Annotated in this window: 15 protein-coding genes; 11 read left to right on the top strand and 4 right to left on the bottom strand. The window is 57.7% G+C overall.

Features of this window, described 5'->3' with window-relative positions:
* Nucleotides 1-306 precede the first annotated feature (306 nt).
* Complete coding sequence (locus ABRP88_RS01485; RefSeq protein ID WP_023022651.1) at nucleotides 307-597, bottom strand: DUF4193 domain-containing protein; 291 nt, start codon at nucleotides 595-597, stop codon at nucleotides 307-309.
* Nucleotides 598-708: 111 nt separating this feature from the next.
* The gene (locus ABRP88_RS01480) at nucleotides 709-1,596 is read right to left on the bottom strand and encodes an inositol monophosphatase family protein (RefSeq protein WP_349835849.1); all 888 of its coding nucleotides are present in this window, start codon (nucleotides 1,594-1,596) and stop codon (nucleotides 709-711) included.
* On the opposite strand from ABRP88_RS01480, the gene ppgK reads away from it, so the two are divergent.
* Both ppgK and ABRP88_RS01470 read left to right on the top strand, forming a co-directional pair.
* Nucleotides 1,595-2,353, top strand: a complete 759-nt coding sequence (gene ppgK, locus ABRP88_RS01475) for a polyphosphate--glucose phosphotransferase (RefSeq protein WP_349835848.1) — start codon at nucleotides 1,595-1,597, stop codon at nucleotides 2,351-2,353. The two genes, ABRP88_RS01480 and ppgK, sit on opposite strands and share 2 nt — an antisense overlap.
* A 197-nt stretch (nucleotides 2,354-2,550) precedes the next feature.
* Nucleotides 2,551-4,029, top strand: a complete 1,479-nt coding sequence (locus ABRP88_RS01470; RefSeq protein WP_284784257.1) for an RNA polymerase sigma factor — start codon at nucleotides 2,551-2,553, stop codon at nucleotides 4,027-4,029.
* Between the two features lie 146 nt (nucleotides 4,030-4,175).
* Here ABRP88_RS01470 and ABRP88_RS01465 read toward each other — a convergent pair whose 3' ends face one another.
* Both ABRP88_RS01465 and ABRP88_RS01460 read right to left on the bottom strand, forming a co-directional pair.
* The gene (locus ABRP88_RS01465; protein WP_284769678.1) at nucleotides 4,176-5,939 is read right to left on the bottom strand and encodes a DEAD/DEAH box helicase; all 1,764 of its coding nucleotides are present in this window, start codon (nucleotides 5,937-5,939) and stop codon (nucleotides 4,176-4,178) included.
* Nucleotides 5,936-6,187: a DUF3039 domain-containing protein gene (locus tag ABRP88_RS01460; RefSeq protein WP_349835846.1), complete on the bottom strand. Its 252-nt coding sequence runs from the start codon at nucleotides 6,185-6,187 to the stop codon at nucleotides 5,936-5,938. Before ABRP88_RS01460 ends, ABRP88_RS01465 begins: the two co-directional genes overlap by 4 nt.
* A gap of 138 nt (nucleotides 6,188-6,325) precedes the next feature.
* Here ABRP88_RS01460 and ABRP88_RS01455 point away from each other — a divergent pair, with 138 nt between their 5' ends.
* The 9 genes from ABRP88_RS01455 (at nucleotide 6,326) to galE (ending at nucleotide 15,987) form a co-directional block, all read left to right on the top strand.
* Nucleotides 6,326-6,709, top strand: coding sequence for a DUF3099 domain-containing protein (locus ABRP88_RS01455; protein WP_284853237.1), 384 nt, complete (start codon nucleotides 6,326-6,328; stop codon nucleotides 6,707-6,709).
* 48 nt (nucleotides 6,710-6,757) lie between these two features.
* Nucleotides 6,758-8,335, top strand: a complete 1,578-nt coding sequence (locus ABRP88_RS01450) for a DUF7782 domain-containing protein (RefSeq protein ID WP_349835845.1) — start codon at nucleotides 6,758-6,760, stop codon at nucleotides 8,333-8,335.
* Nucleotides 8,336-8,376: 41 nt separating this feature from the next.
* A complete protein-coding gene (gene dtd / locus ABRP88_RS01445; RefSeq protein WP_284769675.1) occupies nucleotides 8,377-8,820 on the top strand; it encodes a D-aminoacyl-tRNA deacylase in 444 nt (147 codons plus the stop codon).
* A gap of 362 nt (nucleotides 8,821-9,182) precedes the next feature.
* Entirely contained in the window at nucleotides 9,183-10,577 is a 1,395-nt protein-coding gene (locus ABRP88_RS01440) for an SLC5/6 family protein (protein ID WP_284782084.1), read from the top strand.
* Nucleotides 10,578-10,614: 37 nt separating this feature from the next.
* Nucleotides 10,615-11,988 (top strand): L-serine ammonia-lyase, encoded by a 1,374-nt coding sequence (locus ABRP88_RS01435; protein WP_349835843.1) that lies wholly within the window; start codon nucleotides 10,615-10,617, stop codon nucleotides 11,986-11,988.
* Between the two features lie 129 nt (nucleotides 11,989-12,117).
* The gene (locus tag ABRP88_RS01430) at nucleotides 12,118-12,882 is read left to right on the top strand and encodes a helix-turn-helix transcriptional regulator (RefSeq protein ID WP_502879833.1); all 765 of its coding nucleotides are present in this window, start codon (nucleotides 12,118-12,120) and stop codon (nucleotides 12,880-12,882) included.
* Between the two features lie 191 nt (nucleotides 12,883-13,073).
* Nucleotides 13,074-14,087, top strand: coding sequence for a sigma-70 family RNA polymerase sigma factor (locus ABRP88_RS01425; RefSeq protein ID WP_284784261.1), 1,014 nt, complete (start codon nucleotides 13,074-13,076; stop codon nucleotides 14,085-14,087).
* A 235-nt stretch (nucleotides 14,088-14,322) separates the two neighbouring features.
* Nucleotides 14,323-15,000, top strand: a complete 678-nt coding sequence (locus ABRP88_RS01420; protein WP_284796056.1) for a metal-dependent transcriptional regulator — start codon at nucleotides 14,323-14,325, stop codon at nucleotides 14,998-15,000.
* 3 nt (nucleotides 15,001-15,003) lie between these two features.
* Nucleotides 15,004-15,987, top strand: coding sequence for a UDP-glucose 4-epimerase GalE (galE, locus tag ABRP88_RS01415; protein WP_349835840.1), 984 nt, complete (start codon nucleotides 15,004-15,006; stop codon nucleotides 15,985-15,987).
* Nucleotides 15,988-15,989: the final 2 nt, after the last annotated feature.

Raw genomic sequence — 15,989 nt, 5'->3', positions numbered from 1 at the left:
TTTTTACTTCGTTCTAGTATTGCCCATCTTCCTAGTGCGTAGATATCTATGGGAGAAACAGCAAAAGCAAGGAAGCGAACCGGATAAGAAGGGCAAAGACGAGCAGCCTTAGATAGAACTGGATGACTGAAAAGATTTGCACCCTCAAAAAGTAGACACCCCGCGCAGTTAGGTGCCGCGCACATTGGGTGTCTGCTAAATAAGGAAAACTTCAAACCCCGCCGCGTTTACCATTGCAAACTGCGGCGGGGTGAATCTTTATTTGGGTTGTGCGCAATAACGACTAGCTAAGCCAATACTGGCTGCTTAGGCACAATCCTTACAGATGGGCATGCCATCTTCTTCGTGCGAATAACGCTTATTGGACTGAACCAAAAAGCAAGATCCGCAGGTAAATTCGTCTTCTTGGCGGGGAACGACCTGTACGTTGAGTTCCTCGCCGGTCAGATCAACTGATGGTGGTTGGAATGCTTCGACGATTTCGCCATCGTCATCCATGCCATTGCTTTCGGGTTCAGCTGCTTTCAGTCCCTCTAAAGAGTCAGTTTCAAGTTCTTCTTCTGCGCCGCGGCGCGGTGCGTCATAATCGGTGGCCATACTGTACGCCCCTATAAGTCGAGTTGCTTTAGGAATAGTTGTTTATCGATCGCGCATAGTAAAGGACAAATACCGATATGTCATCCTGCTGCTAAAAATTTCTTTAACCCTTCACCCCCGCATCGCCTCCTTAGCGCCATGTGCTGCCAAAAGTTCCTCAAATGCGGGTGCCAATTTCACCCCCGCGGCCCAGGTTAATTCACCATCAGCGGACCCCTTGTCCAGCCTTGGGTGATGGACTTTAGCTCCTGCCTCGCGGGCGATGAGAGCACCGGCGGCAAAGTCCCAGGCGTTAATACCGTGCTCGAAATAGGCATCAACACTCCCCTCTGCCACGCGGCATAAATCAAGGGCGGCTGCGCCGATGCGGCGGATATCGCGGACCTGCGGCAACAACTTAGTCAGTAGTTCCGCCTGTTGCTTGCGCCGCTGTGCGCCGTAACCAAATCCCGTCGCTACCAAGGAAAGCGCGGGATCGTCTTGCTCACCGCACCGTAGTGAGGACCGCGTGCCATCCGCAGCGGTAACCGTGGCACCCTGGCCTGCTGCTGCGGAATACACTTGCCCCCGTGCCACATTGACTACTGCACCCGCTACCAAGCGGCCGTCGTATTCCGCGCCAATCGAGACCGCATAGTCCGGAATGCCGTAAAGGAAATTGACGGTTCCGTCGATGGGATCCACGATCCACCTCACCCCGGTCGTCCCGTCGAAGCTTGCGCCTTCCTCACCCAATAGGCCATCGCCAGGGCGGCTTTCCTTAATCGTGCGCTTAATGAACTCCTCGGTGGCGGTATCGACCTCCGTAACGGGGTCGACGGCGCTCGACTTTGTCTGAGTATGTGCCGCAATACCGTCTCCAGCCACCAAGTCCGCACGGCGCGCGCGAATAAGTTCCGCCGCACGCACTGCGGTAGATTCCGCAAAATCTCGCAGCTGCAGAAAATCTATGTCATGATCCATGCCATCCATTGTGCCTTCTTCTACACTTGCGAGCATGACTACTCATATTGGCCACTCTTTTGGCATCGATATTGGCGGCTCCGGCATTAAGGGCGCCGAAGTCGACCTCAAAAACGGTGAATTCGTGGGCCCACGGCTAAAGATCCCCACCCCACAGCCGTCCACGCCACATGAGGTAGCCACGGTAGTGGCCCAGATTGTGGGCAAAAAAGAGTGGGACAAGCCCGTCGGCATCACCTTGCCCTCGGTGGTGTCCAACCACACGGTGCACTCCGCTGCCAATATCTCACCTGAGTGGGTCGGTGTGGATACCACTGAGTTGTTTTCTCGTTATCTAGACGTTGACTTTGTGGTTTTAAATGATGCCGATGCCGCAGGCCTTGCGGAAGTCGCGTATGGAAACGAGTTGGCTAAAACCGGGCCAGTCATCTTTTTGACGCTGGGAACCGGCATCGGCTCGGCCTTCTTCCTCAACGGGCAACTCTTTCCCAATACTGAGCTTGGACACCTCACTGTGGGAACTGACGAGGCCGAAGCGATCGCATCCTCCGCAGCCAAAGAACGCGAAGGGTTGAAGTACAAGGAGTGGGCGGTTCGGCTCGATCGCGTGCTGCAGGAATACGAGAAGTTATTTAACCCCCAGGCTTTCCTCATCGGGGGTGGCATATCTCGCAAATTCCACAAATGGGGCCCCCACTTAACTATTGATACCCCCGTTATGCCTGCACAACTGCAAAATCGTGCAGGTATTGTAGGTGCAGCGATGGCTGTATTGGAAGGCCTAGAGCCATAAATTCGCCGTTGCATTAACCCTATCTACCGGCATTGTGCAAAAATCGCCTATACTGGGCGGTCGATCCAAAATTGCATGGCTCTCGGGCGTGTCTGACCTGCATAAGGCCTACACCCGCTAGCATTTCATAATGCTATTGCCACCCTGTGCGGGTGCGGTGAGCTATTTCCATCAAGTAGTAAGTCGAAAGGGCGTACGTGGCAGCCACTGATTCTTCAGACCAGGCACTCGGCGAGGACGACAAGTCAGTCGAGGCATCTACTCCTGCAAAGAAGACCGCCAAAAAGACGGCAAAGAAAACGGCGAAGAAAACCGCCAAGAAGACAGCTAAAAAGACGGCGAAAAAGACTGCCAAGAAAACGGCTAAGAAGACCGTCAAGAAGTCGGCGAAGAAATCAGCCAAAAAAGCTGTCAAAAAGACCGTGCGAGCCTCTGCGGCAGAACCGCAAGACTCCCCCGCAAACTCCGCGGAGAAAGCACCGTCGGAAGCTAAGGACGCAGAGGATCAGCTCGACGCCGTTGAGCAAGACGCCCCTGCGGATGACGTCGACTTCGACCCCACCCATGAGGACATCGAAGAAGATGAATTCGATGCCCCCACTGACCTGGATGAAGACGATATCCAGGAAGAGTTGGGCGAAGAAGAAGACGAGGACGAAGCAGAAGATACGTCCTCGGTCTGGGATGAGGAAGAATCCGTCGCCCTACGCCAAGCGCGCAAGGATGCACAGCTGACCGCCTCCGCCGACTCCGTCCGCGCGTACCTTAAGCAGATCGGTAAGGTTGCCCTGCTGAATGCAGAGCAGGAGGTCTCTTTGGCAAAGCGCATTGAGGCTGGCCTGTACGCGCAGCACCGCATGGATGAGATGGAAAAGGCTCGTGCGGAGGGCGATAAGGCTGCCAAGCTCTCCCCCATGGAAAAGCGCGACCTGCGCAGCATCGCAAGGGACGGGCGCAAGGCTAAGAACCACCTGTTGGAGGCCAACCTTCGCCTTGTGGTCTCCTTGGCCAAGCGCTACACCGGCCGCGGCATGGCTTTCTTGGACCTTATTCAGGAAGGCAACTTGGGCCTTATCCGTGCGGTGGAAAAGTTCGACTACACCAAGGGCTATAAGTTCTCTACCTACGCCACGTGGTGGATTCGTCAGGCTATTACCCGCGCCATGGCTGACCAGGCCCGCACCATCCGCATCCCGGTTCACATGGTGGAGGTCATCAACAAGCTGGGCCGCATCCAGCGCGAGCTACTCCAGGACTTGGGCCGCGAGCCCACTCCCCAGGAGCTCGCGAAGGAAATGGACATCACTGAAGAAAAGGTGATGGAGATTCAGCAGTATGCGCGTGAGCCCATCTCGCTGGACCAGACCATTGGTGATGAGGGCGATTCCCAGCTGGGTGATTTCATCGAGGATTCTGAGGCCGTCATCGCCGTCGATGCCGTGTCCTTCACCTTGCTGCAGGACCAGCTCCAGGACGTGCTGACGACGTTGTCCGAGCGCGAAGCCGGCGTCGTGCGCCTGCGCTTTGGGCTTACCGATGGCATGCCGCGCACTTTAGACGAGATCGGCCAAGTCTACGGCGTTACCCGCGAGCGCATCCGCCAGATCGAGTCCAAGACGATGTCGAAGCTGCGCCACCCCTCTCGTTCGCAGGTATTGCGCGATTACCTCGACTAGATAACTCGCCCGTCCTGCACAAAATGAAGGCCGCACCACCATGGTGCGGCCTTTTTATGTGCCTAATTCTCTCCTGCGGGCTGGCGCGGCGAAAGGGGCGCAGCGCCAACCGCCGGCCAGCAGCCAACCAGCGACGGAGAGGCGCTCTACCACTTGCGCAGGTAATTGATACGCTCGCGCAGTTGCTCCGCGCTGCATAACGCGGTGGGCGGTCCACCGCAGGCCTTGCGGACCTCGGTGTGGATGGCACCGTGCGGCCGGCCAGAGCTCTGCGCGGCGATGGAGACCACGGTATTAAGCTCCTTGCGCAGCGCGCCGAGCTCATCAACCACGCCGGTATCCTCCGCGGCATCGGACTCTTGCTGCTTCGCGGCTGGCGCATGACCCATGCCGTAAATCTTGCGGCGGTGGGCCTCTTCTGCCTCGGCGGCCCGGCGCGCCTTTTCCTCAGCCTCGCGGCGGTCCATTTCCTCGGATTGCTTCTTGCGCAAGAGGTCTTTGACCTGGTCGGCATCGAGGAGCCCGGGGATGCCGAGGAAATCGGCCTCCTCATCAGAGGTCATATCGCCGGTATTAAACTGCGAGCCGTTATAGAGCAGGCCAGAAAACTCGGCTTCGGCGCCTAAGGACTCATAAGACTTTTCCAGCATGTCCGGTTCGGTCTTTTTCTGGTTTGCTTGCTCAAGCAGCTCGTCGTCCCAGCCTTCTTTCTCCGTCTTCTCTTTGCCCAAGACGTGGTCACGGGATTTTTCCATGTGCTCTGCAAGGCCGAGCAGCACGGGGACGGAGGGAAGGAATACCGAGGCGGTTTCGCCAGGCATGCGGGAGCGCACGAAGCGGCCGATTGCCTGGGCGAAGAACAAGGGGGTCGACGCGGAGGTGGCGTAGACGCCCACTGCGAGGCGGGGCACGTCGACGCCCTCGGACACCATGCGGACGGCAACCATCCATTCATCGGTGGAGTCCGCAAATTCTTGAATGCGGTCCGAGGAGCCTGGGTCATCGGACAAAATAACCGAGACGGGGGTATTGGAGAGTTGCTTGAGGATTTTCGCGTAGGCACGGGCGGTGGTCGTATCGGAAGCGAGCACGAGCCCGCCGGCATCCGGCATATTGCGCCGCATCTGCATCAAGCGGGTATGCGCCGCCTGCAGCACGGCGGGGATCCATTCGCCCTTGGGGTCAAGCGCGGTGCGCCAGGCACGCGCGGTTTGTTCCACGTTCATGATGTCACCCAAGCGCGCAGAGTGCTCCTCCCCGGCGGAGTCCCGCCAGCGCGCCTCGCCGGAGTAGGACAGGAAGACGACGGGGCGCACGACGCCATCGGCAAGCGCATCGCCGTAATCATAAGTGTGGTCGGCGCGCGAGACCTTATGGCCTTCCCCATCGTCCTCATAGCGCACAAAGGGGATGGGCGATTCATCGGAGCGAAACGGCGTACCGGTCAGCGCAAGGCGGTGGTTGACGTCGTCGTAGGCCTCCTTCACACCATCGCCCCAGCTTTTGGCGTCGCCGGCGTGGTGGATCTCGTCCAAGATCACCAAGGTGCGCCGCGCGGACGCAACGGCGCGGTGCTTGAAGGGGTGCATGCCCACTTGGGCATAGGTCACCACGATGCCATCCATGCTGGGGTTAACAGCAGAAGAGTTCGTGAAGGCAGGATCCAAGGCCAAGCCCACCCGCGCGGCGGCGGCAGACCACTGCGTCTTCAGGTGCTCGGTAGGCACCACGACGATGACGCGCTCCACCGTGCGGTCTTCCATGAGCTCCGTCGCGATGCGCAGAGCAAAGGTGGTTTTACCCGCACCTGGGGTCGCCACCGCCATAAAGTCTTGTGGCTTGGTGGCGAGGAATTTATCGAGGGCTGATTGCTGCCACGCGCGGAGGTTCGTCTTCTTAAACGTCCTCACTTGCGGCGAAGACCCTTAAAAACGCGTTCGCAATCGGGGCAGACCGGCGAGCCCGGCTTTGCCTGTTTAGTTACCGGGAAGGTCTCACCGCACAGGGCAACGACGTACTTGCCGTTGACCGCGGAATCGAGGATCTGATCCTTTTTGACGTAGTGGAAGAACTTCGGCGTTTCATTATCCGTCGTCGAAGTGTCTTCACGAATATCTGGCCGTTCAATTGTCTTCGTAGTCGTAGTCACGCACCCCATTTTGCCGCATCAGCATCGAACTTTGCGAGTCATGCGTCTACCCTTGGAGAACATGCACACTCTACGCACGCCAACGCCGGCTTTCCCGTCCCCTGTTGTAGGGTTACGCGCCGCGCTCCAAGGAGGTGCGTAGTTTAAGTGTTTGGCAAAAAGGAACGTTTTCTCATCACGGATGCCAAGCTCTCGCCCGCACAAGATCGCAGGCGCCGGGAGTTATGGTACGGCTTTTTCCAATTCTTGCGCGTGCCGTCCCTGCTCATTGCCGGGGTCTTTTTATACCTGCATTGGTGGTTCCTCGCGGCGATTATCGTGGGCGTGACTTTTCCTTTGCCGTGGATTGCCGTGGTTATTGGCAATAGCCGCGGTGAGAAGAAGGATAAGCGCGATAAAAATGTCTATAAACCCGCGATGAATCGTCAGCTATATTCGCAGTATCAGAACCAACAGATTTCCCGCGGCGGCTCCACGGCAATCGAATCTAAGCACTCGGTCATTGACCATGACGATACTGCCTCCGACTAACCGCATCATCAGCATGAATAGTACGACTGGAAAGGAACTTCTCCCAGTATGACGTCCTTTGGCCCCCACTTCGATGCCGCCGCGCTGCGCGATCTTGCCCCAGAGTTGGCAGAGGCTTTTTCGCAGGCCGGTTTTACTACCGATGGTTTAGCGGGGCATTTGGGCCCGGAGCTTACGGAGGCCCTCTACCGAGGTGAGCCTGCCGCGGTGGCGCGCGGAACCGCAGGTAATACCCAGCTGGATACGCTCATTCGCTTCTTCCTGCTGCATGAGCATCTGCCTGCCACGTTGCTTGCCGATGCCCTCGGGGCCCGCCTTGCCACCAAGCTCCTGGATGCCGGCGTGGCGCTTTCCGATGATCGCGGCAGCATCTACATTGCCCTCGACATCCGGCCCCATATCATCGTTGGCTCCAACCGCCTCGTCTTTTCCGATGTCGATGCCTCGCTCGTGGACCACGTCCCCGGCGCGGATCACGTCTTAGGAGTCGGGGCGGCAAGCCTTTCGCTATTGCAATCGACGCCGGTAAGCCCGGTATCAACGGTGCTCGATTTGGGTACCGGCTCTGGCGTGCAATTGCTGGGTCAGCTCGAGAGCGCGCACAGCATTACCGCGACAGATGTCCACCGGCGCGCGCTTGATTTGGCAGCGGCGACAGTTGCTGCTGCGGGGTCCAGCACCGAGGTAGAACTTGTTGAGGGCTCGTGGTTCGAGCCCGTTGCGGGACGCACCTTTGACCGCATCGTGGCCAATCCCCCATTTGTCGTTGGCCTCCCTGAGGTGGGCCATGTTTACCGCGATTCTGGCCTGAACTTGGATGGGGCTAGCGAATTGGTGGTATCCCAGGCAGTAGAGCACCTCACCCCGGGTGGAACCGCACACTTGCTCGCCGCCTGGGTACATACCAGTGGGCAGACTTGGCAGCAGCGCGTGGCCTCGTGGCTGCCGGATAAGGGTATAGCCGCTTGGATCATTCAGCGCGATATCGCCGATCCTTCCCTCTACGTATCTACGTGGCTCAAGGATGAATCGTTGGATGTGCGCAGCGATGAGGGCAAGGCTCGCTCCACGGCGCAGCTGGATCATTTCCACGACCACGATGTCACGGGTATCGGGTTTGGATTCGTCGCCATCCAAAAAATCGCCGATGATGAGCCCTCCGATATCTTGGCCGAAGAAATGCCGCAGCACTTTAGTGATCCTTTGGGACCCGAGGTGGAAGAATACTTCGCCCGCGTGGCGTGGCTGCGCGATTTGGTTCCTGGTGAGCTGGAGGGCAAGCACTTCCAGGTACGCCCACAGGTGGCCAAGGAAGAAGTCAGCGTGGCCGATACCGATAACAAACAAGGATTTAACCGGGCGGTAATCCGGCTAACCCGTACCGATGGGCCCCGGTGGAGCCACGAAGTTGATGAGCACTTGGCCGCAATCGTTGCGGGCCTATCTCCCTACGGGCTCAACCTTGCCGAGACCGTGGGCCTTTATGCGGCCGCGCACGGCTTCGATGAAGCAGAACTGACCGCGGCGGCGCTTCCCGCCATTATCGATATGGTCCGCCACGGCTTGCTCATCCCCGCCGATCTGCTGCTCGAGGACGACGCTTCCCCGGCTACCCACGCCGATTAACACCGAATAGCGCCGTATAGCTAAGAAAGGAAGAGACTTTTATGCGCGCAGTACTAACCCGCGTATCCGAAGCCGCGGTCACGGTTGCAGGCGAAACCGTCGGCGCCATCGATTGCCCTGAGACCGGCGGACTTTTAGCCCTCGTCGGTGTTTCCAGGGAGGATTTGGACGATTGGGCACCGCGCGCGGAAAAGATGGCCCGCAAGATCGCGGAGCTGCGCATCCTGGAAGGTGAAGTATCGGTCGCTGATGCTGGAGCACCGGTATTGGTAGTCAGCCAATTCACGCTCTATGGCCGCACCGCCAAGGGGCGGCGCCCATCGTGGGCCGATGCGGCCCCGGGGGAAGAGGCCGAGCCGGTCATCGAGTACATCATCGAGCACCTTCGCGAGCGCAATATCGCGGTCGAATCAGGCCAATTCGGGGCTATGATGCGCGTATCTTCCGTCAACGAAGGCCCGTTTACGGTTTTGGTCGAGACCTAATCTCCTCTAACGCATTTTTCTCATCATCTGGCGATTACCTGCACGAGCGCCCACTCACACCCACGATTATTTATGAGTTAGATCGCAGAGAGTTCGATATTGTTCAACAATGCATATCGCTGGGTGCCGCGCAAGCTTTTTTAGAGTGATAATTAACCTATCCCAAAATGTAATAAATTATTATCACGTGGCATTACCGCGGGCTTATACTTAACGCGTAACGAAGTGAATGGGCTGGATACAAGCTGAAAGTTTAATTTCAGGCCCTTGCCCGCGCACGCTGGTGAGAGAAAATATTTTCTCACTCCAGGGTGACAGGAGCCCCCAAGCTTCGGTCAACCCCATGCAGAGGAGGAAAGAAAATGTCCCACAAGCTCTTGCGCCACGGACAAGTCGAACACCCGGAACACAGTGCGCAAATTCCGGAACAACTACCCGCAGAAGAAAAGCCACCTGCTGACGGCATAGAGACCCCATTTGCGGGCCAAGAAGGCGCCCCAGCGTGGAACAAGGAAGACACCGTTTGGATGCTCTCCCTATTCGGCACCGCCATTGGCGCCGGCGTGCTCTTCCTCCCTATCAACGCTGGCATCGGCGGCATCATCCCGCTTCTTATCATGACCGTCGTCGCCTTGCCGATGACCTACTGGGCCCACCGCGGCATGACCCGCTTGGTCCTATCAAGCTCGAAGCCAGATGGCGATCTCACCGACGTCGTGGAGGAACACTTCGGCGTTAAAGCCGGCGTGCTGATGAATATCCTCTACTTCCTTTCCGTCTACCCCATCCTGTTGGTGTACTCGGTAACCATCACCAACACGGTCAATTCCTTCTTGGAACACCAGCTAGGTATCACTCCACCGGAGCGGTGGCTTACCTCGTTGGTTCTCGTAGGCGGACTCATCCTCGTCGTACGCATGGGTAAAAGCGTGGTCGTCCACGTTATGTCCTACTTGGTATACCCGTTCATCGGTATCCTGGTCCTGCTCTCGCTGTACCTCATCCCCAAGTGGAATACCGCACTCTTTGATAGCTTCGACCTCGACGTCGCGCGCGAAGCTTCCGGCCACGGCATGGGTATTACCTTGATGCTCTTGGTCCCAGTTATGGTCTTTTCCTTCAACCACTCGCCCATGATTTCTTCCTTCGCCGTTGACCGCCGCCAGACCTACGGCAAGTACGCGGAATACAAGTCCCGCAAGATCTTGCTCCGCGCGGAAATCCTCATGGTCGTCGTCGTGATGTTCTTCGTCTTCTCCTGCGCGCTCAGCCTATCGCCTGCGGATATGGCCGAGGCCAAGGAACAAAACATCACCATCTTGTCTTACCTGGCCAACCACTTTGATAACCCCGTCATCCAGTGGATTGCCCCCATCATCGCCATGATTGCCGTAGCCAAGTCCTTTTTGGGCCACTACCTCGGCGCTGCAGAAGGCTTCGAGGGCCTCCTAGTCAAAGGCAGCAAGAATGCCAATAAAGATGATGCAGAATCCAGCCACAAGCTCGACACCATCACGCTTGTCTTCATGCTGGTAACCGCATGGCTCGTTGCCTGGGCAGATCCTTCCATCCTCGGCATGATCGAAACCCTCTGCGGCCCGACCATCGCCATCATGCTGTTCCTTATTCCGATGATTGCCATCCACAAGGTCCCAGCGCTCGCCCGCTTCAAGGGCAAGGCCTCCAACTACTTCGTCTTCATCATGGGCCTTGTTGCCCTGGCCACCATCATCTACTCCATCGTGCAGGCTTTCTAAGCAGCACTTGCTTCTCAGGATTTTCCAGGAGACAACCATGTTCATCAGCATCTTCGATATGTTCAAGATCGGCATCGGCCCCTCAAGCTCACACACCCTTGGGCCAATGAAAGCCGGCAAGGCCTTCGTTGACGAACTCAAAGAAAAAGGCCTCATGGATAAGGTCACCCGCGTCCAGGCCAACGTCTACGGCTCCCTATCCTTGACCGGTGTGGGCCACTCCACCGATAAAGCCATCCTGTTGGGACTGGCCGGCGAAGAACCAGAAACCGTCGATATCGACGGCATCTCCGCCTTCATGAAAGAGATCAACCAGAGCGAAACGCTCCTTCTCGGTGGCACGCACAAGGTGAGCTTCCCCAAAGACGGCGGCTTCTACTTCCACGATGAATACCTGCCGATGCACGAAAACGGCATGTGCCTTATCGCCTTTGCCGGCGAGGAAGACATCCTGCACAAGACCTACTACTCGGTGGGCGGCGGGTTCATCGTCAAGCAAGAAGACTTCGCCATGCGCACCCAGGATTCCGTCGAGGTCCCATTCGCTTATTCCAGCGCGGAAGAACTACTGGCGCTGTGCGAAACCAATAATATGACGCTACCTGAGCTCGGTCGGGCCAATGAAAGGGCGCTGCACAGCGATGAGGACATCGACGAGCACCTGCGCAAGGTCCGCGATGTCATGTACACCGGCATCAAGCGCGGCTCCACCACCGATGGCCCGCTCCCCGGTGCCCTGCTCGTACCGCGCCGCGCCGCCGCCCTGAAGCGCAGGCTGGAACAATCCGACCCGCACGATGGCCTCAACATCTTGAGCTGGGTAAACATGTTTGCCCTGGCCATTTCGGAGGAAAATGCCGCCTGTGGCCGCGTCGTCACCGCACCCACCAACGGCGCATGCGGCGTCGTGCCTGCGGTCCTGGCCTACTTCGATGAATTCGTCGAGCCAGTCACCCCGAGCATGTTCGCGGACTATATCTTCGCCTGCAACCACATTGCCGCGCTGTACAAGATGAACGCCTCCATTTCCGGTGCGGAAGTTGGCTGCCAAGGAGAAATTGGCGTCGCCTGCTCCATGGCCGCGGCCGGGTTGGCCCAACTGATGGGGGCAACGCCGGAACAGGTCTGCGTGGCGGCCGAAATCGGCATGGAACACAAATTGGGCCTGACCTGTGACCCGGTCCTAGGCCAGGTGCAAGTCCCCTGCATCGAGCGCAACGCCGTAGCCGCGGTAGACGCAATTACCAGCGCGCGCATGGCCTTGGACCGCGAAAGCAAGCCATGTGTCAGCCTCGATGAGGTGATCTGGACCATGTACAACACCGGCAAGGACATCAACGCCAAATACCGGGAAACCTCACAAGGCGGCCTCGCCCTAGCGGTGCACCCGCCCATTCCGGTATGTGGTTAATGTCGGCAACCTAGGCTCCGGAAAGAGCGCCATATAAGGAGGTGAGTACTTGGCCACGGCCGGTTACTCGCCTCCTTTTGTCGTTACTTTGTGGTACCTTATCAATAATCTGACAGGAATTATAAGGACATGCTTCAGCTAATGAACCTTTCTAGCAGCCATGCCCCCGAAGAAAACTTCCTCGAGCAGTACATACCACTCGTCGATTTCCTCGGTCAGGCCATAGGCCCTAACACCGAAATCGTGCTTCATGATCTCGATGTACCCGATAAATCCATCATTGCCATTGCCAACGGCCACATCTCTGGACGCGAACTAGGCGGCCCGGTCACAGACTTTGCCCTCTGGTTCATGAAACAGGGCGACGCGGCGGCCGTTCCAATGATGACGGGATACCGCGCGGTCAATGGCGAGGGGAAAGTGTGCCGCTCCTCAAGCTATTTCCTACGCGATACCACCGGCCATATGCGCGGCATGCTTTGTATCAATGTGGAATTATCCGAGCTGATCCAAATCCGCGATGCCGCTAACGCGATGATCGGTGGCACCGAACCGGCCATCGATAAGGCGAAGGCCTTCGGTGGCTACCCCGACACCACCACACCGCCAAAAACTCCGGCATCTGAAGCGACGGCGAATAAAAAGCCGGAAGCGCCCTATAGCGAATCACTGCGTTCCAACGTCGAGCACCTTCTGGACTCCATGCTGGATTCCGCGATTTCCACGCACTCCACTCCGGTCGAGGCGATGCAGCGCAACGAACGGCTCGAAGTCATCGCTTCCCTTGAAGACGCTGGTTTCTTCCTCCTCAAAGGTGGCATCGCCGCCGCGGCCGCCCGGCTCGGCGTGTCTGAGCCCACGGTATATCGCTACCTCGTACAAGTCCGCGGCTAAGACTACCCCGCCACGTGAATGAGCGGTTTTACCGCGTTCACGTGGCGCATGCGCTTGCCGACGCCCCCAAAAAGGTGGGGCAAAACGCCCGGCACGTCGCCGTTTTAAAGATTTCAGGATGCGCGGGAACTAAATGCGACCTAACACCGTTGTACTTTTTGAAACAGGCGACAATTTCAGGAGGCTGAAAGATGACGAATCCATCTGCCAACACCGCCAATGGCACTTCGACTGCCGCTACTGATGAGGAACAGGAAGTAGACCGCGGGTCTCGCCGCAATCAAACCAATGACAATCCCTCTGCGGACTTGGTACGCGTCTACCTCAACGGAATCGGTAAGACCGCCCTGCTCAGCGCCGAGGACGAGGTTGAACTCGCGCAAACCATTGAGGTGGGCCTGTATGCAGAATACAAGCTCAATAACGCAGAGAAGCTGACGCGCGCAGAAAAGCGCGACCTGAAAATTTTGGCTCGCGAAGGCAAGAAGGCCCGCTCCCACCTGCTGGAGGCAAACCTCCGCCTCGTAGTCTCCTTGGCCAAGCGTTACACCGGCCGCGGCATGCCACTATTGGACCTCATCCAAGAGGGCAACCTTGGCCTTATCCGCGCCATGGAAAAGTTCGATTATGCCAAGGGCTTTAAGTTCTCCACCTACGCCACGTGGTGGATCCGCCAAGCCATTACCCGCGGTATGGCCGATCAGTCGCGTACCATCCGCCTCCCGGTCCACCTGGTGGAACAGGTAAATAAGCTTTCCCGCATCAAGCGTGAGATGTATCAGTCCCTGGGCCGCGAGGCGACCAATGAGGAGCTGTCGGAGGAATCCGGCATCGATGAGAACAAGATCGAGATGCTGCTGCGCCAGTCCCGCGATCCCGTCTCGCTCGACATGCCCGTCGGCACCGACGAGGAAGCACCGTTGGGCGACTTCATCGAGGATGCTGAGGCTACCGATGCTGAGACCGCCGTCGTGGCCTCCATGCGGCACTCCGATATTCGCGGTGTCATTGACACGCTAGAAAAGCGCGAGCAGGACGTTATTCGCCTGCGCTACGGCTTGGATGACGGCGTGCCACGCACCCTTGACCAGATTGGTCGCCGGTTCGGACTCTCCCGCGAACGCGTACGCCAAATCGAGCGTGAGGTCATGGCCAAGTTGCGCGATGGCAACCGCGCCGATCGCCTCCGCGAGTACGCGCTATAAAACTTTTCGCCTCCTGAACCTTCATTAATCGCGACCTCGACTGTACTGCCGAGAATTTTTTCCAGTGTGCTTTCGAGGTCGCGTTCTCTATGCAAGCGGCGAGCTCGAACTCGTCTCCGAAAATCTCTCCAGCAAACTTAGGGCAACTTAAGCTAGTCTGGATACAGAATGTAAAAAGCGCTGTCTGCATTGCGCACGGCACGCATTACTGTTTCTCAAAGAAAGGTATGCCCACGTGAGGGACCTCGTTGATACTACTGAGATGTACCTTCGGACCATTTATGAATTGGAAGAAGAAGGCATCACTCCCCTGCGCGCCCGGATTGCGGAACGCCTAGAGCAGTCCGGACCTACCGTATCCCAAACCGTTGCCCGCATGGAGCGCGATGGTCTCCTCCACGTCCGTTCGGATCGGAGCTTGGACCTTACCGAAAAGGGACGCGAATTGGCTACGGCTGTTATGCGCAAGCACCGCCTTGCAGAGCGTTTGCTTACTGATGTCCTCGGGCTCGATATCAGCAAAGTCCACGACGAGGCTTGCCGCTGGGAGCACGTGATGAGCGAAGAGGTGGAAAAGCGCATGGTCACGGTCCTCGATGATCCCAGCCGTTCTCCTTTTGGCAATCCGATTCCGGCGCTGGCAGAGCTGGGCTTCCAGGTCCCCGAACCAGCGATTGGGACGCGGGCTATCGATCTCCCGGATGGCGAAGAGAAGTCCGCCAAGATTATCCAGATCAATGAGATTCTGCAGGTAGATGAGGCTACCTTCCGGGATCTCGCTGAGGCTGGAATCCGCATCGGCACCGAGGTCACCGTGGTCAATAATGGCGGCACCATTTCGCTTACCACTCCCTCGGGTAAGGTCATCACCTTGGCAGATGATCTGGCACACGCTGTGCGCGTGGAGGTCTAGGCCATGAAACTCTTGGTTACTGGCGGCGCCGGCTATGTCGGCAGCGTGTGCTCCGCAGTCCTCGTTGAGCAAGGCCACGATGTCACCATCATCGATAACTTTTCCACGGGAAACCGAGATGCAGTACCGAACTCGGCCCGCATAGTAGAAGGCGATGTGGCAGACAAGGCCGCAGAGGTGCTGGGCGAAGGCGGTTTCGAGGGCGTTCTACACTTCGCCGCCCGCTCGCTCGTCGGTGAATCCGTGGAAAAGCCGGACGAATACTGGCAGCACAACGTCGTGACCACGCTGCGCCTGCTCAATGCCATGCGCGATAACGATGTGAAAAGCCTCGTCTTTTCTTCCACCGCGGCCACCTACGGCGAGCCGGAGCAGGTTCCTATTACTGAGGACTTGCCCACCCAGCCCACGAATCCCTATGGCGCTAGCAAACTAGCTATCGACTACATGATTTCGTCTTTTGCCCAGGCGTTTGGGCTCGCGGCTACATCCCTGCGCTATTTCAACGTTGCCGGCGCGTACGGTTCCATCGGCGAAAACCGCGAGATTGAAACCCACCTTATCCCCATTGTCCTGCAGGTTGCTCTGGGGCACCGCGATAAGATTTTCATGTTTGGCACGGATTGGGATACCCCGGATGGAACGCCGGTGCGCGACTACATCCATATCCGCGATCTTGCCGATGCCCACGTGCTCGCCCTCCACAGCAATACTTCCGGGACCCACCGAATCTATAACTTGGGTTCCGGCGAGGGATACTCGGTCAAGCAGGTCATCGAGATGTGCCGGAAAGTCACCGGCCACGAGATTCCGGCGGAAATTGCCCCACGCCGTGCCGGAGACCCAGCCACGCTCATCGCATCCTCAGAAAAGATCAAGCGGGAGCTTGACTGGAATCCCCAGCGCACGGACTTGGAGACCATCGTGACCGACGCGTGGAATTTCACTCGGCAGCTGGGAGACCGGGCGCATTCGGCACGGCGCTAAAA

Source organism: Corynebacterium sp. KPL2734, from assembly GCF_040225595.1.
GTDB lineage: Bacteria > Actinomycetota > Actinomycetes > Mycobacteriales > Mycobacteriaceae > Corynebacterium > Corynebacterium rhinophilum.
This window is presented reverse-complemented; position numbering and strand designations above follow the sequence as displayed.